This window comes from Pedobacter sp. UC225_61 (assembly GCF_044452285.1).
Taxonomy (GTDB): Bacteria; Bacteroidota; Bacteroidia; order Sphingobacteriales; family Sphingobacteriaceae; genus Pedobacter.
Map to the genome: position 1 here is coordinate 1887369 of NZ_JBIOAL010000001.1, position 24937 is coordinate 1912305.

General features: G+C 38.8%; 12 protein-coding genes. 6 read left to right on the forward strand and 6 right to left on the reverse strand.

Annotated features, from left to right (window positions below):
• Positions 1-176 precede the first annotated feature (176 nt).
• Positions 177-446: a response regulator gene (locus ACHMWN_RS08905; RefSeq protein WP_397299869.1), complete on the reverse strand. Its 270-nt coding sequence runs from the start codon at positions 444-446 to the stop codon at positions 177-179.
• 94 nt (positions 447-540) lie between these two features.
• On the reverse strand, positions 541-2757 hold the full coding sequence (locus tag ACHMWN_RS08910) for a PAS domain S-box protein (RefSeq protein WP_397299871.1): 2217 nt from the start codon (positions 2755-2757) through the stop codon (positions 541-543).
• A 369-nt stretch (positions 2758-3126) separates the two neighbouring features.
• Here ACHMWN_RS08910 and ACHMWN_RS08915 point away from each other — a divergent pair, with 369 nt between their 5' ends.
• From ACHMWN_RS08915 to ACHMWN_RS08925, 3 genes are all read left to right on the forward strand, one after another.
• Positions 3127-3318, forward strand: coding sequence for a cold-shock protein (locus ACHMWN_RS08915; RefSeq protein WP_397299874.1), 192 nt, complete (start codon positions 3127-3129; stop codon positions 3316-3318).
• Positions 3319-3597: 279 nt separating this feature from the next.
• Positions 3598-6081, forward strand: coding sequence for a PAS domain S-box protein (locus ACHMWN_RS08920; protein ID WP_397299877.1), 2484 nt, complete (start codon positions 3598-3600; stop codon positions 6079-6081).
• A gap of 216 nt (positions 6082-6297) precedes the next feature.
• A complete protein-coding gene (locus ACHMWN_RS08925; protein WP_397299878.1) occupies positions 6298-7554 on the forward strand; it encodes a DUF2252 domain-containing protein in 1257 nt (418 codons plus the stop codon).
• 38 nt (positions 7555-7592) lie between these two features.
• On the opposite strand, the gene ACHMWN_RS08930 is transcribed toward ACHMWN_RS08925, so the two are convergent.
• The 3 genes from ACHMWN_RS08930 to ACHMWN_RS08940 form a co-directional block, all read right to left on the reverse strand.
• The gene (locus tag ACHMWN_RS08930; RefSeq protein ID WP_397299881.1) at positions 7593-7988 is read right to left on the reverse strand and encodes a hypothetical protein; all 396 of its coding nucleotides are present in this window, start codon (positions 7986-7988) and stop codon (positions 7593-7595) included.
• Between the two features lie 121 nt (positions 7989-8109).
• Positions 8110-8748, reverse strand: a complete 639-nt coding sequence (locus ACHMWN_RS08935) for a hypothetical protein (protein WP_397299884.1) — start codon at positions 8746-8748, stop codon at positions 8110-8112.
• 17 nt (positions 8749-8765) lie between these two features.
• Positions 8766-9413, reverse strand: a complete 648-nt coding sequence (locus ACHMWN_RS08940; RefSeq protein ID WP_397299887.1) for a hypothetical protein — start codon at positions 9411-9413, stop codon at positions 8766-8768.
• 708 nt (positions 9414-10121) lie between these two features.
• Between ACHMWN_RS08940 and ACHMWN_RS08945 the strand changes: the two genes are divergently transcribed.
• From ACHMWN_RS08945 to ACHMWN_RS08955, 3 genes are all read left to right on the forward strand, one after another.
• Positions 10122-15296, forward strand: a complete 5175-nt coding sequence (locus ACHMWN_RS08945; RefSeq protein WP_397299890.1) for an FG-GAP-like repeat-containing protein — start codon at positions 10122-10124, stop codon at positions 15294-15296.
• Positions 15297-15539: 243 nt separating this feature from the next.
• A complete protein-coding gene (locus tag ACHMWN_RS08950; protein WP_397299892.1) occupies positions 15540-17009 on the forward strand; it encodes an FG-GAP-like repeat-containing protein in 1470 nt (489 codons plus the stop codon).
• Positions 17010-17052: 43 nt separating this feature from the next.
• Complete coding sequence (locus ACHMWN_RS08955) at positions 17053-22599, forward strand: MBG domain-containing protein (RefSeq protein ID WP_397299893.1); 5547 nt, start codon at positions 17053-17055, stop codon at positions 22597-22599.
• Positions 22600-22773: 174 nt separating this feature from the next.
• On the opposite strand, the gene ACHMWN_RS08960 is transcribed toward ACHMWN_RS08955, so the two are convergent.
• Positions 22774-24837, reverse strand: coding sequence for an ATP-binding protein (locus ACHMWN_RS08960; protein ID WP_397299895.1), 2064 nt, complete (start codon positions 24835-24837; stop codon positions 22774-22776).
• Positions 24838-24937 lie beyond the last annotated feature (100 nt).

Genomic DNA, 24937 nt, shown 5'->3' on the forward strand with positions numbered 1-24937 from the left:
CTACTTGTTTTCACTTATTCCAATTTTTGTTCTATCAGGCATTTTTTCTTGCCAAGAAAAAAGATAGGATTTCGGCAACTCAGCTGGCCTAGTATCTTTCAACCCCAGGTATGGGATGCAGAATGTGTAATGCCTTTTCCACAAGTTCTTCTGCCGTGAATGGCTTTTCCAGAAAATCATCCAATCAGCTTTTCATCCTTAAGGACATTATACTGTGTAGAGAGCAAGATAATGCCAATGTGGCAATGATCTTCCGAATTTTTTAACCTGCGGCAAAGTGCCGACCCATCGCTGTTCTTTAATGGGATGCTCATCACTAATAGGTCAGGAGCAAATCTTCCGATTTCTTTGTCGAGCTCCTCGATCTTGTAGACAACCATGGTAATTACCTCTTCAAAATCCAATAGTTCCTTAATAGCGTCTGCATTACTAGGATCATTGTCCATTATCAGTATTCTTTTCATGGCTTTAGCTTTAGGTCGATTGCTAAGCTAGTCAATTATAAATGAAATGATTGGAATTAGAAATGTAGCTGCATCATTATTCCTTTAAGGGTTTTTTGGGAATGATAAAAAAGAACCCAGTGCCTTTTCCAACTTCGCTTTCTGCCCATATTTGTCCACTATGTCTAACCACAAAGTCATGACAAAGGCTAAGACCTAATCCTGTTCCCTTTTCACCTTGCGTACCATAGGTTGTAAATTTACTTTGTCCAAAAAGTAAGGCGATCTTCTCTGACGGGATGCCAATGCCCGTATCCAGTATAGAAAATTTGGTGCCCTTTTCATTTGCCGTCACAGAAAGTGATACATGGCCAGAGAGTGGGGTAAACTTTACTGCATTAGACATTAGGTTACGAATGATGGTTTCCAGCATAGCAATATCCGCTTCAAGGGATACATCTTTTGGAATGTCAATGCTAATCTCGATGTCTTTTTTGGCGGCCATTGGCATAATGGTTTCCATACTCTTTTTCACTACGCCCTCAAGGTTTTTAATCAGAACTGGATTAAAAGTTACCGCACTAAACTGTGATTTAGCCCATTCCAATAAATCCTCCAATAAATTGGTGGCATTGGCAAGTTCTTGCCTAATGGAAAGAAGATAAGTTTTAATCTCGTCGTGACTTGTAGCATCAAAGTCGTCAATTGTTAAATCGATCAATTGCAAGCTACCTGCTATAGGATTACGCAGGTCATGTCCAATAATGGAAAGCAGTTTATTCTTTTGCTGGTTTGATTCTGTGAGCTCAGAATTCAGTGCCTTAAGTGTGTTCTCTTGAAATTTTCTTGCGGTGACATCCCGCATGCTACCTTCGGTAGACACTACATTTCCATTTTCAATGACTAGTCTAGCATTTACCGAAGCATAGCGCAATTCATGATTATTGGTTTTAAGCCGAACTTCAAAATCAATCACAGATCCGTTAGCACGGAGGCTTTCAACTATCCGATCCCTGTCGTGTGGATAAAAGTAGAATTCTGATACAGGTTTTCCAATTATATTTTCTCGACTATATCCCGAATATTTTTCAATTGAGGGACTAATCTCTATGACCGTCCCATTCTGATCGGTTTGGTAGAATACATCCTGTACATTTTCAAAGATGGTCCGATATTTTTTTTCGCTTAGGATCAGGTCGTTTTCAATTTCCTTGCGTTTGGTAATGTCCTCAATTTGCGAAACGTAATATAAGGGCTGTCCTTCACTGCCATACAGCATTGTAGCGGCAATAACTACCCAAATCGTATTCCCGTTTTTATGCAAGTAACGCTTTTCGAATTTGGTGCGTTCAAGGCTACCAGAGCTCAGGTCGTTCAGCATGGCTAGCGACCGCTCCCTGTCATCTGGATGCGTAAGGTTGTGAATGGATAAATTTTTCATTTCCTTTTCAGAATATCCCAACATCTGGCAAAGGCTCTTGTTCACCCTTTTCAGCTTTCCATCCGGGCTAATCAGTGCCATGCCAATCAGTGAGTGCTCAAAGGCAAGTTTAAACTGCGCCTCACTCTTATCAAGTTCCTCCCTTAGTAGGGTGCTCTTGGTAATGTCAAAAGCGATCGAACCAACCATATTTCCTTCTCCCTTAACATCGGTGAATGGGAATTTGTAGATTTTATAAACCTTTGGATGTCCATGTTGATCTCTCGAGGTTTGTTGAAAATCCATACCTTCCCCTTTTTCCAAAACATGCTGGTCTCGAACATTTGCCACTGCGGCAATATCGTTTCCAAATATCTCTACACTATTCTTGCCTATAACCTCATCAGTGAGGTGTAGCGTATCATAAAAGCATTTGTTGGCATATTTAAGTTTTTGGTCGGCTCCGGAAATCCAGCATAGCCCAGGAAAATGGTCCATAAAAAGCTGGAACCTATTTTCATTCAATATAGTCTCGTTATTTTTAGATACATCCTCACTGGTCATCATCATACCTGCAACCTTGCCATCTTCGCCTCTGAAATGCCTAACTTCCCATTTTAGGTATATAACAGATCCATCCGCACGTTCAAATCTTTCATTAGGGTTGCTTTGGTCCTTGCCCTGCAAACAATCAGCATGGATCGCTTTCCAATTTTGCCCAATCTCAGGGAAAATTTCATAGTGAGATTTTCCAAGCAATTGAATTTTCTCTAAGTGATAAAAACTAATCCAGGTTTTTGAAACAGCGAGGTAACGCATATTCATGTCAACAACTGCCATGGGTATTGGAGAAACGGAAATTATGTTCGCTGTAATTATTGAAAGTTCTTGCATACGGCATCGATATATTTGGCTCCGCAATATACTGAATTCAAAGTCGGGAGATAAAATGCCCCAAATTTCATTTATCCATTAAGTTAACAATACTAGATCGCGTTTTGTTTCCATCGATAATAACAGCATCTGTACGATAAAAAGGCTTCGCGAAGCCCATTGAGCATTTATCAGCCCAGAGCACCCCATCTCTTGTATGTTTTTAACGGTCCGAATAGTCGAAATAATGGTGATAATTGCAATGCGAAAAAAAAGTTCTGAATTTTTATTTTTAACAAAATAAAATTCTAATATATTATTTATGGTGAAATATTATTTTATATTCTCAACTATTTGTGTATCTTTGATCATAATTTAAATAATAGTACAATGCAACAAGGAACAGTAAAATTTTTCAATGAGACAAAAGGTTTTGGATTTATCGTGCCAGCAAATGGAGATAACGAAATTTTTGTTCATTCTTCTGGCTTAATAGATAACATTCGTGAGAATGATTCTGTAAGCTATGACATCGAGCAAGGTAAAAAAGGCTTGAACGCAATTAATGTTAAGATCAGCTAATTAGATTTCCTTCATAAAATTGGATAGGCACCTGCTTTGCGCAGGTGTTTTTTTTTGCTTTTTTTACAAGACTGTACTCAAATATGTAACAAGAAATAAGCGATGTTAAAACAATTTCATACATCCACTGTTTATCAGCTTATGCAAAAAATAAGTTACTTTTTTCAAACCGACTATTGCTCCACTAATGTTTAAGGAGAAAAACCCTTTTAAATGTATTTTCTTCCTTAAAACCTATTTACTAATTTAGCATTTGTAATACGATACGAAGACTAACCTATGAAAGAAACAGCTGAATTGAGCGCCGAACAACTAAACTATATTCTATCGTTATCCAAAACAGCTACTGCAATACATGTGGGCGAAGATGCTACCATCAAGTTTGCAAACAAAACAATGCTCAACATCTGGGGAAAGGATGAACAAGTAATTGGCAAGTCACTAGTACAAGCATTGCCCGAGCTTGAGGGGCAACCCTTTATTGAAATGTTTGCTCGTGTTTGGCGAGAGGGAATCACCATTTCAGGAAGCGATACGGCTGCAGAGCTTAATATCAACGGAGAAACCAAAACATTTTATTTTGATTTTGAATATAGGGCTGTAAAAGATAGCAACAACACTGTGATAGCCATTTTGCATACAGCAACCGATGTAACAGAACGTTACTTGAATAGGCAAGAACTGAAAGACGCCGCACAGAATAGGGAACTGCTAGTTCGAGAACAGTCATTAAATGAAGAATTAGCCGCCTCTAATGAGGAATTGAATGCAATTAATGAGGAGCTTTCTAAAAGTAGGGAAGAGCTCTCAGTTATGAATAGAGAGCTAGAGTTGAGGGTAGAAGAAAGAGTTAAAGCCTTTGCAGAAAGCGAAGAACGCTTCCGCAACATGGCCGAAAATACAGATATATTGATAGCTGTAGGAAATGAATTGGGTAAAAAGTTCTATTTTAACAAAGCGTGGACTAAATTAACAGGACGAAAATTAGAGCAATTAATTAACTCAGGTTGGGAAGATCTGATTGATGTAAGAGACAGGGAGGAGTATAAATTGGTTCAATTAGGAGCCTTTAATAAGCGGATGTCTTATACCGATGAATTTAGGCTCAAAGGCGTAGATGGTAAGGTACACTGGATGTTAAAAAAGGGTACTCCCAGATTTCTGTCCGACGGAACATTTGCAGGTTACATCAGTTCCTGTTTCGATATTACCCAAAGAAAAAGTGATGAGCAGCTATTGCAGGACCTAAATGAGGAACTGGCCACTTCTAACGAAGAACTTGCAGCAGTAAATGAAGAATTGGCTGCAACTAATGAAGAGCTTGAAAAGTCGCTCGAAGAACTTGTGATCAGTGAAGGACGTTTTCGAACCCTGATTAGGCAAGCTCCGGTTGCCATTTGTGTCATCCGTGCAGCGGATCTAATGATCACCGAAGTAAACGATGCGTACCTCGAACTTGTGGGGAAAGAACGAGTAGAACTTGAGAACCATACCATTTGGGATGCGGTTGCAGAAGCTGCGGAAGGTTATACGCCAGTACTGCAAAATGTAATCGATACAGGAATTCCATTCCATGCCAGAGAGCATGAGGTAACGCTGATCCGTAAGGGGGTTCCAGAACGAGTATTTATAGATTTTGTTTACGAGCCAGTGCGGGGCCTATCAAATGAGGTTACGTCTGTAATGGTGGTAGGAAATGACGTGACAGACAAGGTAATAGCCAGACATAGTATCGAAGATTCGGAAGAGAGAAATAGACTTGCTGTAGATGCAGCTGAATTAGGCACATATGATTATAGGTACGACACCGACACACTCACTACAGGGGGGCGCTTTAACCTAATCTTTGGTTTAGAGCATCAAGCAAGTCGAGATGAGATTCTACAAATGTATCACCCAGAGGATGTGCAATTAAGTGCTAACGCCCATGAAGCAGCAAAAAATGATGGCAAACTTTTTTATGAAACGAGGTTTACTAAATCTGATGGCTCCCTACATTGGGCAAGGTTTCATGGAAAGGTTTATTACAATAGCAATAGGCAACCGAAAAGAATATTAGGAACTGTAGTAGATGTTACAGAGTATAAAAGACTTCAACAGCAAAAAGATGATTTTATTTCGATTGCAAGTCATGAGCTAAAAACACCTATCACCAGTTTAAAAGCCTCCTTGCAATTGCTGCAACGGATGAAAGATAAGCCGTCTCCGATTTTGCCAAAACTCATTGAGCAGTCGTCGCGGAGCATGAACAAGATATCGGAATTAGTGGAGGACCTACTGAATGTAAGCCGAATGAAGGAGGGGCTCGTGCAGCTCAATAAAAAGTCCTTTACCATTGCAGAGATGCTCGACGATTGTTGTACACATGTACGACAATTAGGAACCTATGAATTGAGTGTAGAAGGGGATAGAGACCTTCAAATCACTGCAGATGAACATCGGATTGAACAGGTAGTGGTTAACTTCGTGAACAATGCCATCAAGTATGCACCAAACGAAAAGAAAATATTTTTAATTGTGGAGGACCTGGGAGATGCAGCGAAGGTTTCGGTGAGGGATACTGGTCCTGGCATTGCAAAGGATAAAGTACCGCATCTTTTCGAACGCTATTTTAGGGCTGATCCATCGGGTGCGCAAGTATCAGGTTTGGGGCTAGGTTTATATATCAGTGCAGATATAATTGAACGACACAAAGGAGAAATTGGCGTAGATACTGAAGAAGGGAAGGGGAGTACTTTCTGGTTTACAATCCCTAAAGGTTAATGCATACAATTTGTTCTAATGGGAAGCTAAGCATCGTACTTCGCTTCGACGGCATTCCCCACTCAAACGTATAACTTATTTTTAAGGTTATACGTTTTTTTGTTTCTTGACATGATGATATAGCCGTATAACAGCAACTCAGGCTAATATTACAGTTGTTTTTAAATCTTCAACTCACTGAAAACATTTCACCTGTAAATGTGTTCGGTATCTTATATGGAGAAAAATTTACACAAATACCTATTAGATTTTAATAGCGCAAGGCTGCCTGAAATGACGCAGTTGAAATATACAAGAATGGCAGAAAATGCCTTCCGGTTTTTTCGGGGAACCTGCCACCTTTTTTACGAGCGATTGAGTAAGCTGAAAGGATTGCCCTTCTCTCCCTTAGTATGGATTTGTGGCGATCTGCATATCGAGAATTTTGGTAGCTACCGAGGAGAAAATGGACTAATCTATTTTGATTTGAATGATTTTGACGAAGGCGTGCTTGCACCTGCGCTTTTTGAAGTGGTCCGCTTACTAACCAGCATCTTTGTTGCTTTTGAGGTGTATGGGATTGCTGAAGATCAAGCAGCAAATCTTGTTTCCATATTTCTTGCTAGCTACAGCTCGGTCCTTGCAAAAGGTAAAGCCGTTGCCATTGATCCAAGAACCGCGAAGGGTATTGTTTCTAACTTTCTTAAGCATTCAGAGAGCAGGAGCTATAAGCAATTGCTTGGCAAGCGCACTATAGCTAAAGGTAAAAAGATCTTACTATCACTGGAACATGAAAAGCATGCTAAGGTGGAGAAAAAACTAAAGTCTGCCCTAATTGAACATATCTCGCACTGGCTCGAAACCAGTCCAGCAAGCCCATATAATTATAAGGTAAAGGACGTGGTATTCCGCATAGCAGGTACAGGTAGTCTTGGGGTAAAGCGATATCTTTTCTTGTTAAGGAGCAAAAATGTGAAGGGGAAATATCTTTTGCTTGATATGAAGCAATCATTTGATCCTTCCCTTTCTCCCTATGTTGAAACAAAGCCAAGATGGGAAAATCAAGCAGAGCGGATTGTTTCCATACAGCGACGAATGCAATATGTATCTTCGGCATTGCTTGATGTGACCGAATTTAAAGGTGAGAGCTATGTGTTGGGAGAAATGCAACCGATGGAAGATACTTTTGACTTTTCGCTGGTTGCTGGCAATTATCGTTCGCTGATTCAAGTGATCGATGATATGGGTTCACTTACAGCCTCTAGCCAATTACGAAGTGGTGGGATGGAAGGATCTGTAACGATAGATGCGCTAAGGAAATTTGGTGTAGATGTTGCCAGTTGGAAAGAGCAAATCGTGTACATGGCAAAAGAACTTGCCAAACAAAATAATAAAGATTACAACGACTTCATGGCAGGATATGAAGGGGGAGCTTATAAGAAAGAAAGTATTAAACCTAAAGCAGAGCGGAAAAGAGAGAAAGTTCAGCTTTGATAAGATTGCTTATTTCGCATTACTTGCTGAACTGGGATTTACCAAACATTATTTATCGCACTACACAATACTCCTCTTTTCCCGTAATCGGTAAACCACAATTGACCAACCCCTGTTCCCCAAGAACCATCATCAGGATCCAATAGGAGGTCTTGCCAACTCAAGTCCCTTTCAATTTCTGATTTGAAAGTTTTGGTAAAAATTCGGTCGTAATACGTCAAAAATTCCTTATTATTCCTCAACATCATAATTTTATTTTTGATGGTTACGCCAATCGGATAGTGAACCATATTTGATAAGCGTACTTTATCATTTTTAGTTAAAGTAGCAATAAATAATTTCATTGCTTTTAATTCAAAATCTGCTGGACTATCTTGTGCTTTTAACAAAATGGGAGCCCATATAAACAAAATCAGTGGTAATAATTTCTTCATGTTCATAACTTTAAATAGAGTAAGCTTAATACACGTTTCTTAGAAAAAATCATCTTTAACTGCAATCGATATTAATTTGATGGCGGATCTTCTATAGCCCTATCACTTTAAATTTCTTTGACTAATTGTTTGCCAACACCCTATCAATCATATAATTCATTAAGGAAAGAGCCGAATCAATAATTGGAGCAGCCATTTCATCCTGATACATCACCTCTAAACTTCCTTCACCAAAATACAAACCATTATTACATAGAAAAGATAAGCGGATATTTCCCTGTGTGGGAAATTCTTTTCGGGGTTTATACCAAGGACCAATTTTACGAGCAACTGCTTCACCTTTATTCAACAAATCTGTGGTGAACTTTAAGGATTCTTCATTTGGAGAATCATAGAAAATGGTTTTACCGCTATGGTTTAGGTAACGACAAGACCCATCTTGATAGGCTGCCACCACATCTAAGCCTGTTTCCAAACCCACCTCTACCACCACACCCAATACTTCCATCTGCACAGGGTCAACACCGTCGGCAAAGAGTTCTTTCCAAAAAAGTAAACGATACCGAGAGTCAACATTGGGGTCATTGGCCATCTGAAGCATTTCAGCTTCATCAGGTATGCCCTTATTTAACAAGTTTAAGGGATGAATTGACAATTCATCTGTAGAAATAAGACTTAAATCATCTGCAAATAGCAAATGATATATTTTATTCTGACTTTCTTCCAAGTAAGGGCCTTGGCTGCCGTTTATTTGAGACATAACAAGTAGAGCGGTTTTTAATGAGTAGGTTTTACATTTGGTGATTGCAATTTCAAGAACTCTGTTTTCACAGTGCCCAATCCATTAGCAGCATCTTTAATCAGTTGATCAGCCTTTTTGCCATAAAAACGCTTACTAAAACCGAAAAGAGAAATGCCATGCTGTTTCGTTGTTGCTTGACTATAGGTATGATAACGATATACATTCCATTCTGCAATTCTTGCAGCACCTTCGCCCGCACTTAAGGTAAATTCAAGCACAATTTCTCCAGACTTTGGCAAATTGGTTACTTTAAAATTTACAATAGGATCATTTTCTTTTCTAATTTGTAGTTCTTTCACCTTTGCTGCAACGGCATCCTGAATTTTCACATCGCCAAGCATTAATTGCACCATCACCATTTCATTGTATTTTTCTGGCAGTTCGCCCTTTACAATATATTCCTGCTGAAAGTACTGAGCAGTTGGGTGTGCACTGTAAGACAGATTGTATTTTTTTTGCATAAATTCAATAGGTCCAGGAACCATCAAGTAATCTTTTGTTCCAAAAAAAACAGGAGTTAGGCTTGCCGTAGTCGTGCCAAATGCAATTTTTTCGCTCGTAGTTGCTGGAAGGAAATAATTCATCGCAGCAAGCGCACCGATGTAAAGAAATTTTAAATTCATTTTTTTGTTGTTAAAGCCTAAGGCTGTGAAATTATTTTGTGTGATCGTCATTTCGAGCGAAGCCGAAGACTACGTAGTGCTCGGCGAAGCTAAATCTTTGGACTTTGTAATTAATATAAGTAGAGTCAAAGATTTCTCCATTTCGCTATGCTCCAGTCGAAATGACGACTTCATTATTAAAAAAGAACACTTCCAAATTTAAAGACACTAGCAATGCTGGTCAATCATCTTTTAAGATGATTTTGATAAGAGAATGTCGCCAAACCAATTTTAGCTTCAACTCAAAAGATGACTTTTTTTCAACAGCCTTACATTCAAATTAGGGTTCAGTTCTCCTACATTCCTCCTAGTCTGTTCCTGCATTTCTCCTACAAAATGCCCTTTGAGCAGAACAAACCTAGGGTAAACCTCGAACAACACTAGAACAAAACTACTTTTAGACTGACATTCTCGGACATGTACTGACATTTTCGGACATGTTAAATCATCAGTTCATTTCAAGTAAATCCTCACTAATTAGTTTTTGGCCTTATTAGCTATGCGGTGCAAAATGTGGTACTTTCTTCGCTATAACGATGAGTTTTTTAGGTTTGATCACCAAAAAACTAACCTAAAAGACGATTTTATGCCATAAAACCACGGCCTAACTTTGCTCTTTAAGTTGTGATGCGTTCATCTGCTCTCCAAAAAATTTAAACATCTACCTATATGAAAAAACAATTATCCAAAAAATTGCCAGGCTTATTGCTCTGTGTTTTTATGTTGTTGCTTAACCTAAAAGTTAACGCACAAGTGCCAACCATAAGTGATTTTAATCCTAAAAAAGGACCAATTGGAACACAGGTTCATATTGTAGGTACAAATTTTAGTTTAGATCCCACTAAAAATGTGGTGTTTTTTGGTGCAGTACTGGCAAAAAATATTCAGGTAATTTCAAGTACACTATTAGTAGCAGACGTAGCTGTTGGAACTGATAATGGTAATATAACTATCATCAACCTTGAAACTAACTTAACGTGCAGTATCAATAACTCTTTTGATATTACATACACAAGTTCTGGACCTTTGGCGTTCGCAGCTACACCAGTTGTTATATATAATTCTTCTCCAGCTTACGATATCATTTCCAAAGATTTTGACAATGATGGGAAAGTTGACTTTTTGATTTCTACTGGTTCTGAATTGGTTTTGATGAAGAATACCTCAGTCCCAGGGCAACTAAATTTTAATATAAATCCAATTAAACCAGTTGCTTCTGACAATAAGTATATCAATACACCTAAAGTTGCGGATTTTAATGGTGATGAACTCCTTGACATAGTTACAGTTACTGCGGCTCTAAAAAAAATCACTTTATATACAAATACTTCAAATACCAATACTACTGGAATTTCTTTTTCTGCTGCTGATATTCCTATTGGAATTTCAGGGACTGCGCTTGAAGTTGTAGACATTGATAAGGATGGTAAAAGCGATTTAATTGTTGCAGAGTTTGCAACTAAAGATTTTACGGTATTACTGAACACGTCATCTTCCTCAGCAATTACATTCGGTAAGGAGAATAATTACCTAAATTCAAATAATATTTATGCTTTAAATGTTGCAGATACAGAAAATCGAGGTGTTTTTGATATTGCAATAGCAGATAATTACGGAAAAGTAACTATTTATCGTAATACTTCAACCAAAGGGAACATACAATTAACCTCAAAATTATTTCCAATTCCTGAAACTACAAGCGTTTCTCTGGCTTTAGAATTTAAAGACTTGACAGGAGATGGGTTACCAGAAATGATAGTTTTATATAGTGATAATTTCGTTGTAAAAGTCAATCAAGGTGGTGGCTCATTTGCTTCTAGCTTAAACTATCCCATCACTAATAATAACGGTAATACATCTTTATATGTTTCAATGAATGTTGCAGATGTAAATGGCGATGGAAAATCTGATCTAATTTTAAATAACCCGAGTTCTGGAAATGCAGAAATTTACATTAACAATTTTTCTGCCACCAATAATTTTCTACCCCCGGTCTCAATTGCAACTGCAATAGCTCAATCAAAAGTATTTTTGTCCGATGCAGATGGTGATGGCAAACCAGATATTGTATATGGTAGTGGTTCCTATCCAGGCAGGGCTTCCATACTTTTAAATACTCAAGTTATTCCAACAGAGTTAATTACTTTACCTCCAACTAATGTTTCCAGTGCAGCGGTAACACTAAATGGTTCAGTTAAAGCCCTTACTGCAAATGTAAATGTAAATTTTGAGGTTGGGGTATCACCTGATCTATCTTCTTACCTTACATTTGCTGCCACTACGAATGGTTCTGTTACAGCAGGTACAGGTGTTAAAGATGTTAGTTATACGTTAAACAATCCTGGTGCTCCTGGTATTTATTATTACCGTGTGGTAGCTACAAATTCTAATGGAGAAATTTCAAGAGGCGCTATATTAAGTTTTGAGATTAAAACAGATGTGGAATCTATTACTACAATTTCTTCTAATCCGAATAATGGCAGCACAGGTTCGGTAATATATAGAGTCGAGTTTTCTGGTATAGTTAATGGTGTCGATGTTGCTAATTTTAACTTAGCCCAAACTGGGGGAATTACTGGAGCGACCATCAGCAATATCATTCAAAATCCAGTAAATGGTGCCTTATGGCAGGTTACCGTGTCATTGGGAAAGGTTACTGATAATGGAACGGTTCAGCTTTCATTAGCCAATTCTGGTAATTTATCACCTTTAATAAGCAACGCCTTGCCATTTGCAGGAGAGGAGGTTAGCATTACTCCAGATGTAATAGCCACTACCTTACCTGCTACGAATATTACGCCAACAAGTGCCACCTTAAATGGTGCTGTTAAAACCAATACAGGCGATGTTATAGTGAAATATGAATTGAGTACTTTAGCTGATATGAGCAGTAAATTCGCTGCTGATGCGACTGTTAATCCTACAGTATCGGCAGGTTCAGGTTTAACCCAAACCTCATTTGCATTTGATAACGTTACCGTACCAGGTACCTACTATTACAGAGTCGTAGCAATCAATGGCAACAATTCTACCTACGGGGAAATTATGAATGTCCAAGTAGCGTATGCTGTAAACAGCATTAAAGCAGCCTCGCCCAATCCAAACGATGGCAAAACTGGTTTGTTGCTTTATGAAGTAGAATTTAATGGAGTAGTAGATAACCTAAGTGCAGCAAACTTTAGCTTAGCCACTACAGGAACGGTGAATGCTGCAATCTCTACGGTAGTTAAAAGTGGTAATAAAGCAAAACCTAATTCATGGTTCGTTACCCTAACCATTGCACCTGGAGGTAACGGAACCGTTCAACTTTCCTTAGCCAATACCACTAATCTATCAACTCCATTTAGCAGTACCCTGCCTTTTGCTGGTGAAATCTATACCATTGAACCTGCTGTAGTAGCGACTACGCTACCAGCTACCAATGTTGTTGTCAATAGCGCTACATTGAATGGTACGGTTAAAACCACTACAAACGACGTTACCGTGAGCTATGAACTGAGTACTTCAGCTAATTTTAGCACTAAGTCTAGTGTTGTTCCCACACTTAATCCCACTGTTAAAGCTGGAACAGGGCTAACGCCAACCTCGTTTACCTTAACTACGAATGGTCCTGGAACCTATTATTACAGGGTGGTAGCAACTGATAATAGTACAAAAGAAGTTACCTATGGAGAGATTCTGAGTGTAGATATGCCTTTGAGCATTGTGGATATAAAGGTGGTAGGTAACAACCCACTGTCTTCTCCAAATCCGATAGTCTACCGTGTTAAGTTTTCAGCTCCAGTAGATGTTTTCAATAACGCAAACTTTACAGTTTCTACTACAGGAGGGGTGTCTGGGGTTACAGTAATCGGTGGGGTGCCTAATCCAAGTGATCCTACTGTATGGGATGTAACCTTGTATGTTCCTAAAGGAGGAGATGGCTCCTTAACTTTAAATATGGTGGATGACGCGGTATTGGCTTATCCAGTAGCTAATTTACCATTTGCTGGTGAAACTTTAGTGATAGACGGTGATCCAGTAGCGCCACAGGGTTTAACTGCCAATCCGGGCGACGCACTAGTGCAATTAAATTGGGCTGCCAATGCAGAAACTGATGTGGCGAGTTATGAGGTCTATGGAGGTACTGCCGCAAATCCAACTACGTTGTTAAAGAGCGTTCCAAAAGGTACGTTAACTTACACTGATGCAAACCTAAATAATGGTACCACCTATTATTACCGCATTACGGCAAAAGATGCTACTGGTCACGAAAGTGATTATTCTAATGAAGTAAGTGCGACGCCACAATTAGGTCTGGCACTAAAATTAAACCAGACCATTAACTTTGCAGGTTTAGCCGATAAGGTATATGGTGATGCAGATTTTGACCTAACGGCTACTGCAAGTTCAGGATTGCAGGTTACCTATACCAGCAGTGATAACAACATTGCCACTGTAACAGGGAATACGGTACATATCCTACATGCAGGTACTGTGACTATTTACGCAGACCAAGCAGGGGATAATCAATACAATAAAGCAGGGCAGATGGCACATGTATTAACTATTGCGCAAAAACAAATCGATGTTGTTGCTGATGCAAAAACAAAAGTAGCCAACACGCCAGATCCGATGTTGACTTATACCTTTACGCCGGACTTGGTCAATGGAGATACCTTCAACGGAAACCTTTCACGTGTAGCTGGGGAAGCTGTCGGTTCTTATGACATCACCCTTAATACACTAAGCCTAAGTAATGATTATAAGATCAACTTTAAAGATGCGCAGTTAACCATTACAGCCGCACCAGTGAACACCATTGCAGCACCACAGGGCTTAACTGCCAATGCTGGCGATGCCCAGGTGAAACTGGACTGGAACGCAAATACCGAAAGTGACCTTGCGAGTTATGAGATCTATGGTGGTACTGCGATAAACCCGACTACTTTAATTAAAATCGTTTCAGCAAATACGTTAACCTATACAGACGCAAACCTGACCAATGGTACTCCATATTATTACCGCATCACAGCCAAAAATGCCAGTGGCAAGGAGAGCGCATATTCTAATGAGGTTTCAGGTACGCCGATGAAGGTGTTAAGTACACAGAACATCACGTTCAACGCTCTGGTAGCAAAAACCTATGGTGATGCTGATTTTGACCTGACTGCTACAGCAAGTTCAGGTCTGCAGGTTACCTATACCAGCAGCGATAACAACATTGCGACCATACTAAATGGAAAGGTACATATCCTAAATTCGGGTACGGTCACCATCTATGCAGATCAGGCTGGAAATGGTCAATATTTGGCAGCACCACAGGCGAGCCAGGTGCTAACCATTAATAAATTGGCTATAAGTGTGAGCGCTAACCCAATGACCAAGGTTATTGGAGATGCAGATCCGGTACTAACCTATACGCTAACTGCAGGGCAACTGATCGGTACGGATGCTTTCTCGGGAAGTCTCGATCGTGCACCTGGAGAGGGTTTAGGGACCTATGCGATAGGTTTGGGCAGTTTAACGGCCGGCAATAACTATACGCTGAGCTTTGTACCGTCTACCTTTACTATTATGCTAAAATCGGCAGCAAACTTTAAGCTGGATGCCAACAACATCCTGACACCGAATGGAGATGGGATAAACGATAAACTAGTGATCAAGGGACTGGAGCAGTATCCACCTGCCAAGCTGACCATTGTGGACAGGGAGGGACGTGTGGTGTACCAGAGCGAACACTACCAGAATGATTTTGATGGAACGTACAAAGGTGCTCCACTGGCCACCGATACCTATTATTACGTGGTAGACTTCGGGAACGGACTGGGCAAGATCAAGGACTTTATCACTGTCGTGAACTAAATATTGCGAAACAGTTAGAGAAGGGAGGCCAATTGGCTTCCCTTTTTGTTTTAGCACTTATCCGAATTCGCTATATGGATGAGTTTCGCTGATAAGAACAGCATTTATTCGTTTGATTAGCGCTATGCTAAGGAATAAAACTCCCCTAAAAGATGATTTTATGCCAGAAAACCACCCTGTAATTTTGTCCATTAAACTATCCCGCTCAGTTTTGGGATTAGCTTCCACCTACAATTATCAATGATGAAAAAATATCTAGTTAACTATTTGCCCGGGATCATCCTTTGCATCCTTCTTTTATGTGTAAATTTTAAGGCCAATGCACAGGCGCCAACCATCACTAATTTAAATCCATTAAGTGGGGCTGTGGGTACAGATGTTACCATAACAGGCAACAATTTTAGTGCAGACCCTACAAAGAATGTGGTTTATTTTGGCCCTGTAAAAGCCGCGGTAACAAATACTTCGACGACAAGTTTAACTGTTACAGTTCCAGTTGGTGCTAATCATCAATATTTAACGGTAACTAATTTAGAAACTGGTGAAATAGGTACTGCTAAACTCCCTTTCGCAGTAACTTTTCCTGAAGTAGGAAATACTGATTTTAAATTGCTCAATACTTCTCAAATTGGTATTCAATCTTACTCAATTTCTGCTGGTGATTTAAATGGAGACGGCTATTCGGATATGATTGTCTCTGAAGGTGGAAATGCGAATGCACAACTTGCGGTGTTGTTAAATAATGGTACTGGAAACTTTTCAGCCAACAAAGTTTTGCTACCCATAGGTGCAACATCCGGCCTTTCTTACACAACTGTTTCTGATTTTAATGGTGATGGTAAATTGGATATTGCCCTACTTACAAAGAATAAGGTTTTAATATGGTTAAATAAGACAGTCACACAAAACACCTTGTTATTTGATAATTTTATAAAAATAGACGTTGTTGCTGACGATGTTTCTGCCATAAAAGCCACTGATGTTGACAATGATGGTAAACCGGATATCATTTTTATAGGTGGTGAAGAAAGTACTGTACATATTTTAAGAAATATATCAACCCAAAGTGCCCTAGCTTTTCAAGTGAATGCTGACTTACAGATATTGCCAGCCGGAACACTCAGTGCACCTATCTCTATGGTATATGGTGATTTTGATGAGGATGGTCTAGTAGATATAGCCGTTGCTTTAAGCTATAAAAATCAAATAGCCATTATGCATAATAATTCTACACCAGCTAATATCAATTTCGCCCAAGCAGTTTTAGTAGATGTGCTAAATGTGTATAACCTACGTGCAGCAGATATAAATAAAGACGGAAAACTAGATTTAGTTGCAAGTAATGGCAATGGTTTTTTAAGAGTTTTTAAAAATCAAAATTCAGTGGTAGGTACACCATCTTTTGAGGAAGATATAGTAGCAAATCAGAAACTCGCAAATCAACAAATAAATGTAACTGATTTTCAAATTGATGATGTGAACGGTGATGGGTTGTTGGATATTGTAACCACAAATAATACACATACAAATTTCCTTATAAATACGACCTTAAATAACCAGATAGATTTTGCACCTATACAACCAGTAAATGGAAGTACAGGCTTAACATTTGCTTTAGGTGATGTTACTGGTGATGGCAAAGCCGATATCGTTGGAGCAGAACCGGGTTTTAGTTCATTATATGTTTTTAAAAATGTAGTCGGCCCCCCCTAATATTACCGCTGTTAGTCCTTTAGTTGGTGCTTCAGGTGCGCAAGTGAGCATAAAAGGTTTTGGCTTTAATGCAGTAGGCAATCAAAATATTGTATTTTTTGGCTCGGCCATGGCTAAAGTAATACAGGTGGTTTCACCTAGAGAATTGATAGTAGCTGTACCTGTTGGTGCAAATAATGGCGCTATTTCTGTAACTAATTTGGGTACAAACTTAAGCGCCACCTATACCAATGGCTTTGATGTAACTTATACTGGTGGGGCAATTAACTTTGATGCACCAGTTTCTTTTGCTACAGGTACAAATGGGAATAGTTCACCATATGCCATAATTGCAAAAGATTTAAATGGTGATGGATTAATTGATTTTGCAGTGAGCAATGACAATGAATCTTCAATTTCCATCTATCAGAGTACTTCAGTAGTAGGAACGCCAAATTTTGTGAAAACAGAAGTGTTAACTGGCGGAGGTAATGCGGCCAAAATTCGCTTTGCAGATTTCGATGGTGATGGGAAAGACGATTTAATTTCTTGGAGCAGTACGGCTAGTACCGTTCAAGTTTTCCATAATGTTAGCTCTCCAAAATCTCCAACGAAAGCCATTGCTTTTGCTGCTCCTATTAATACTGCAATGCAGATTACAGATTTTGTTGTAGTTGATGTAGATGGAGATGGTAAGCTAGATGTAATGTTTTTGGAATCGGCTAATAACCTTGTTCGAGCATGGAAAAATACCTCACAAGTAGGTAACATCAGTTTCGGTTTGCCAGGCATTACAGCAGTAGATCCCACATCTGGTGCAATGGCTATAGGTGATTTAGATAATGATGGAAAAGTTGATATTGCAGTCACCAGTGGTACGTTTAAAAGAATAACGATATTAAAAAATACATCTGTTCCAGGTACTTTTTCTTTCACTCCAAATAACACAAATGCAACAGATATGGTTAACCCCACTAGTATTGCTATTGCAGACATGAATAAGGATGGATTGGCAGATATTGTATTAACCGATAATACGACTTCAGGTTTAGTATTTAAGCAAAACCTTTATAATTTAAGTTTTGCGACTGATGTAGCGTTTGCTACAGGTTCAGGAGCTCCAACTGCTGTAGAACAGATTTCAATAGGGGATGCAGATGGTGATGGTTTTCCTGACATTCTTTTAGGTTATCCAAATCTAAATCAGTTGGCTTTATTTCGCAATGCTTTTGCAAAGGGTACAGCACCGGTTTTTGAACCAGAGGTAATATTTAATACAGGTGTAGGACCACGTCATACAACATTTGCGGATGTAGATGGGGATGGAAAATTAGATCTAGTCAATACAAATTATTGGGCAAGTAGCTTCTCCATCCAACTGAATAAACAAAACCTTCCAGCAGAGGTGCTAACCTTAGCAGCGTCAAATATTGTTGCAGATGGAGCCGTATTAAATGGTCAACTAAAAGCAAATACAGCTGCATTCACACCAACATTTGTTGTGGGACAGGATCCAAATTTAACAGATGGTATTTCTTTGGGCACAGATGATAATGTGAATGTGCCTGCAGGAAGTGCTTTTGTGACGCAAAAATTAACGCTTACAGGGAAAGCACCTGGTCAATATTATTTTAGATTGTCTGGTGTTAATCCTGCTAACCCTAGCGAAAATGTTTTAGGGGATATTTTACCATTTGAAATTAAAGCGACTGTAGTTTCTTTTAAAGCTACATCTGGCAATCCCGTAAGTGCTGCTAATTTAGTGCTAAATTATGAGATTGAATTTTCAAGTAAGGTTGATGGTTTAACAGTAGCTAATTTTGGTTTAAAAACTACAGGTTCAGTAATATCACCTGCTATCAATCAGGTTGTTAAAAATCCAGACCCAACTAAACCCAATAGTTGGTTGATTGAAGTATATCCAGGTGTAGGAGGTGAAGGAACTTTAGGTTTAGAATTAGTAAACGATGCGGGAATTTCTGCACCTATTGCGGGTTTACCCATTTCCGGAGAAGTATATACGATAGTTGTGCCACCTTCAACGCCTCAAGGTTTAACTGCAGTACCAGGCGATGCAATGGTGACATTAAACTGGTCGGCAAACCCAGAAAGTGATGTAGCCAGCTACGAAATTTATGGTGGTACAACGCCAGCTCCAACAACCTTATTAAAAAGTGTCTCAGTAGGTACGTCAACTTATATCGACGCCAACCTGACTAAAGGCATTACCTATTACTATAGAATCACAGCAAAAAATACCTCTGGAATAGAAAGTACGTATTCAAATGAAAGTTCGGCTACGCCTAAGGAAGATCAAACCATTACCTTCGCTGCTTTAGCTGATAAAGTGTATGGAGCAATTGATTTTCCTTTAACAGCTACCTCAAGTTCTAACCGATCAATTATTTATAGCAGTAGCGATGATAACATTGCTACAATTATTGGTGGAAATACATTACAGATTAAGCGTGCAGGAACGGTTACCATTTATGCCGATGTGCCAAGTGATAATACCTATAATGCAGCACCACAGGTAGCCCGTGTGTTAAATGTGCTTCCTGCACCAATTACCGTAAAAGCAACTGCTGCAACCAAAGTCATCGGTGCAGATGATCCAGTGCTAACTTATGAAATGGTATTGGGCCAAATCTACAATAATGATGTGAATGTATTATCAGGTACGCCAATACGTGAGGTTGGGGAGGCAAAGGGTGTATATAAAATTCATCAAGGTAACGTAACAGCCACTGCTAATTATAGTTTAACCTTTTTAGAAAGTGACTTCACTATTACTGATGTACCAGTAAATAACATCTCAGCACCACAGGGCTTAACTGCTACCGAAGGAGATACTCAGGTCAAATTAGCTTGGAATGCCAATCCAGAAAGTGACCTATCAAGTTATGAGATCTATGGGGGTACATCACCAAACCCAACTACCCTAATACAAAGTATTTCAGGAGGTATCTTAACTTATACGCACCTTAATTTAACTAATGGAATTAAGTATTATTACCGCATCACGACCAAAAACACTAGTGGTACTGAAAGCGCATACTCTGCAGAAGTTTCAGCTACACCTATTCAGGGTCAGGTAGCTAAGATTGACCAAACCATTACTTTTCCAGCTTTAACCACTAAAGTATATGACGATGTTGATTTTGCTCCAGGAGCTACTGCGAGTTCAGGATACAAAGTATCTTACAGTACTAGTGATAACAATGTGGCTACGATTGTAAATGGTAATATCCATATTCTTCACGCGGGGACGGTTACTATTTATGCTGATCAGGCTGGAGATGCGACCTATAATGCAGCAGGTCAAGTCTATCGCGTGTTAACTATTCTTCCAGCACCTATCAGCGTAAAAGCCAAGGCAGCTAGCAAGATAGAAGGTGCAAAAGATCCAGTATTGGATTATTATGTAGCTGTGGGTAAATTACACGATAATAATGATTTGTCAGGCACACCAGAACGTGATTTGGGAGAGGTGCCAGGTATAGTTTATAAAATCCATCAGGGTACGGTAAAAGCCACTGCTGATTATAGCCTAACCTTTTTAGAGAGTGATTTTACTATAACGCCAGCGCCTATAAACAATATTTCAGCTCCACAGAGCTTAACTGCTAATACGGGTGATGCACAGGTTCAACTGAGCTGGTCGGCAAACCCAGAAAGTGACCTTGCGAGCTATGAGATCTATGGAGGTACCTCTGCGAACCCGACAACGCTGATCAAGAGTGTTCAGCCAGGTACAACAACCTATATGGACATGAACCTGACCAATGGTACTACTTATTATTACCGCATCACTGCAACAAATGCTTCTGGTACTGAAAGTGCATTTTCTAATGAAGTTTCAGCAACACCACAGGCAAGTCCGATACTTAAATTAAACCAGACCATTACTTTTGCAGCTTTAGCCGATAAGCTATACGGCGATGCCGACTTTGACCTAACGGCGACAGCAAGTTCAGGACTATCGGTTACCTATTCAAGTAGCGATAACAACATTGCCACTGTAACAGGGAATACGGTTCATATCCTTCATGCAGGTACAGTGACTATTTACGCAGACCAAGCAGGGGATAATATATACAATAAAGCAGGGCAGGTATCCCATGTGTTAAGTATTCTGCCTAGACCAATCACTGTAAAGGTCAATGCAGCTAGCAAGGTAGAGGGTGCACTCGACCCGATTCTAACCTATCAGGTTCTCGACCAGTTGTACAATAACGATGTGAACGTGGTATCTGGTTCACCTCAACGTGAGGGAGGAGAAGGCCCTGGTACATATCCAATCCACCAGGGTCAGGTAACAGCTACTGCCGATTATAGCATAAGCTTTATAGAGGATAATTTCACCATTACAGCGGCACCGGCTGGAGGTACGGAACAAACCATTACTTTTGGAGCCCTGCCAAATAAGATCTATGGCGATGCAGACTTTGATCTAACGGCTACGGCAAGTTCAAACTTAGCAGTAACTTATAGCAGCAGCGATAATAATATTGCAACGATCATCAACGGCAAAGTTCATGTTCTACATGCTGGTACGGTGACCATCTATGCAGATCAGACAGGAGATAATTCATACAATGCAGCACCACAATCTAGTCAGACATTGACTATTGATAAATTAACTATAAATGTGACAGCTAATTCACAAGCCAAAGTTTATGGTGCTGCAGATCCGAATTTAACTTATACCTATACCCCATCCTTAATCGGTACAGATGTATTTACCGGTTCGCTAAGTAGGATAGCTGGAGAAGTACCTGGTAGTTATGGAATAAAACAGGGCACACTTGCTTTAAGCAACGATTATAACATAGTTTATAAAGGGGCAGGATTAATAATTGATTTAATTCCTTTAACCATTACTGTTGATGCAAAAACTAAAGTGTATGGTACTGCAGATCCTGCGCTAACTTATAAACTTAGTTCAGGTGCTCTTTTAGCGGGAGATGCAATGAGTGGATCATTAAGTAGGGTAGCAGGAGAAAATGTAGGAAGCTACTGGATTATTCAGGGAGATTTAAATGCAGGCACAAAGTATAAGATTACTTTAGTAAGTGAAAAACTATACATAAGCCAAGCACCGATTACAGTTGCTGCCAATGCGATGAGTAAAAATATAGGAGATGTAGATCCAGTATTGAGTTACAAAATAATTTCTGGTGCTTTAGTTGGTACAGATATACTTTCTGGGAGTTTAGATCGTGTTGCTGGTGAGAGCATCGGTAGCTATGTCATTGGACAAGGTAGCTTATTAGCTAGTAATAACTATATAATGACCTTTATTCCTTCAACCTTTAGTATTACTCTAAAGTCGGCATTAGATTTTAGTGTACATGCTAATAATATCTTAACCCCAAATGGAGATGGCATAAATGATAAGTTAGTTATAAATGGGATTGAGAAATACCCAACTGTAAAACTTACAATTGTTGATAGGGAAGGGCGTACCATTTATAGGAATGACCATTACCAGAACGATTTTGATGGAACTTACAAAGGTTCACCGCTGGCCACCGATACCTATTATTACGTGGTAGACTTCGGAAAAGAATTTGGTAAAATCAAAGGCTTTTTCACCATCATCAATTAAAGTAAATTAATAGAATAAAAAAGGGAGGTTAGTTAGGCCTCCCTTTTTATTATCTCATTAGTAAAGGATTATAAACTCTAAGAAGATGTAATTAAAAATGTAACGCTATTTTAATTACATCATACATTAGAAGAAAATTAATCTTGATAGGTTAGATGATACAAAAAGCTAAGATTATGGCCTATTAAAGCGATTTAAAAACCTACGGAAAGAAATTCGATTGTAAGGGATAATAAACAGTGCTTGAGTTCCCATACCAGGTGAGCTTTTAATCTCAAAGCTTCCATTCCATTTCTGAGCACGACTTTTAAGATTTGACAAGCCATTTCGTTTTGAAGAAATTTTTGAGTCATCAAAGCCAATGCCGTTATCAGTAATTTTAAGATACAGCAAGCCTTTGGTATAACTTAAGTCAATGTCAACAGTATCTGCATGGGCATGTTTAAGGATGTTGTTTAAAATTTCCTTGAACATTAGAAATAAATCCCGTTGGGTCTCATGATAAATCTGATCATCAGGAAAACCCTTTTTGATGCGAATGTTAACCTTTATAGAATCATCTTCGAAAAGCATGCCCGTGTAACGGCGAATACGAACGGTTAAGCTGTCCATATCTTCAGGAGATGTTTTCATGTTCCAAACGATTTCGTCCAAAGCCTGAGTGGAAGCTAGTATTTCCTGTTGAATGTTTCGAAGGTGTACATTTCTTTGTTTTTCATCCACATCGTCTTGATTGGATATATGTGTTATGAACTGTATATTGGTCAATCTAGAGCCGATATCATCATGTAGATCGCGGCTTAATTCATCTCTGAGCTTCTGCATTTGTAACATATTACGAGCCCGTTGATTAACAATCCAGACATATAAAATAATAAGCAAAAGAAGAGCAATAACAAAAGCAGAAAGTTTAAGATTTTTTTCTTTTTGTAAATTTACTTGATTTATTTCTCTGTCCTTTTTAAGGATTGCAATTTCTTGGATATTTCGCTCTCTGCGAAACTGTTCCTCCATATTTTTTAGCTGCACTAGCAAACTGCTGTTGTGCACTTTGTCACTTGCCTCTAGATAGATATTCTTATAATATAAGGCCTGTTTATATTGTGATCTGTGAGAGTAGTAATCTGAAAGATATCGGTAAATATCAATTTCCATAGATTTGTCTCCATCTCGTAAAGCAGCATGTAGTGCTCTGAGCAATATCCTTTCGTCATTAAGTGAGGGGCTCTTATTGACAGATGCAATTTTAGCCTTTGTACTCCGTATTAGCGAACTATCTGTAGCAAGTTCAGCAAGCTCTAAGCTACGTTCATAAGAAGATTTGGCTTGTATAAAATTATTTTTTCTAGAATAATAATTGCCAATCATCACTTGGAGTTCTGCTTCGTCTTGAGGTAGATTTAATGTATGAAGTATCTTTAATGCTTGTCTATAATATTCAAGTGCTAGCTTATCATTCATTAAACCTTCATAGGCATTACCCATTCCTATAGCAGCACCAGCAATGCCACGTGTGTCTTTTAATTGAGTTTTAAGCTCCATTGCTTTTTTTGCATAAGGCAATGCTTGCGCATACATCTTCATAGCATAAAAATCTGAAGCGATATTTTGATAGCAGAAAGATATACCTCTTTTATTGCCAGCTTTAATGAAAAGACGTAAAGAATTTAGATGAGCATCTAGCGCTTTCTTGAATTCAAGCAATTTTATGTAAGTATTACCAATACTCATGTGCTGAGCCGCTATGGCAGAGAGATCACCTTCTGCTGTAAAATACTTTAATCCCAAATTCATATATGGGATTGCAGCCCGATAATTACCTTGTTGTTTAAGCAATAACCCAGCAGTGTAGTTATAATAGCCTTTTGCATTATTAGCATAGCCATTTTTAGTCCTTTCCGATAAAGTTTTTAAAAGCGCTAAGTACATATTGGCACTATCTACTTTGCCTGTGCTAGACTGTAGTGCCGCCATATGAGAATATGCATAAGCTAATAAATCAGCCCGATCCAACTGCTTATTGAGTAAAATTGATTGATAAAGTAAATCTTTTGAACGCTTGATGTCTGTTCTACTATATTCTGTGCTAAGCTTATTAAGTGCATTTACATGGGCAGCATCTTTTTTGTTGCGAAAAATTACCATTTTCAGGCTATCTATCTGCTCATATTGTGCATAACAGGAAAACAACCCACTAAAGCAAACGAGGATAACGATTAGGTTAAAGCGAAGATTCATCTTGAAATAGTTTCTATCCTTGTATTATCTAAAAATGCAGCACATAAAGATACAGTTACCGTTTAAAATATCAAGATTGATAATAGGTTCTTTATAATCT

Excerpts from the sequence above, each read along its gene's own strand:
- ACHMWN_RS08940 (WP_397299887.1), bottom strand. The coding sequence starts at position 9,413 with ATGAATTTAAAATTTCTTTACATCGGTGCGCTTGCTGCGATGAATTAT.
- ACHMWN_RS08930 (WP_397299881.1), bottom strand. The coding sequence starts at position 7,988 with ATGAAGAAATTATTACCACTGATTTTGTTTATATGGGCTCCCATTTTG.
- ACHMWN_RS08960 (WP_397299895.1), bottom strand. The coding sequence starts at position 24,837 with ATGAATCTTCGCTTTAACCTAATCGTTATCCTCGTTTGCTTTAGTGGG.
- ACHMWN_RS08935 (WP_397299884.1), bottom strand. The coding sequence starts at position 8,748 with ATGTCTCAAATAAACGGCAGCCAAGGCCCTTACTTGGAAGAAAGTCAG.
- ACHMWN_RS08950 (WP_397299892.1), top strand. The coding sequence starts at position 15,540 with ATGAAAAAATATCTAGTTAACTATTTGCCCGGGATCATCCTTTGCATC.
- ACHMWN_RS08920 (WP_397299877.1), top strand. The coding sequence starts at position 3,598 with ATGAAAGAAACAGCTGAATTGAGCGCCGAACAACTAAACTATATTCTA.
- ACHMWN_RS08925 (WP_397299878.1), top strand. The coding sequence starts at position 6,298 with ATGGAGAAAAATTTACACAAATACCTATTAGATTTTAATAGCGCAAGG.
- ACHMWN_RS08915 (WP_397299874.1), top strand. The coding sequence starts at position 3,127 with ATGCAACAAGGAACAGTAAAATTTTTCAATGAGACAAAAGGTTTTGGA.
- ACHMWN_RS08905 (WP_397299869.1), bottom strand. The coding sequence starts at position 446 with ATGGACAATGATCCTAGTAATGCAGACGCTATTAAGGAACTATTGGAT.
- ACHMWN_RS08910 (WP_397299871.1), bottom strand. The coding sequence starts at position 2,757 with ATGCAAGAACTTTCAATAATTACAGCGAACATAATTTCCGTTTCTCCA.
- ACHMWN_RS08945 (WP_397299890.1), top strand. The coding sequence starts at position 10,122 with ATGAAAAAACAATTATCCAAAAAATTGCCAGGCTTATTGCTCTGTGTT.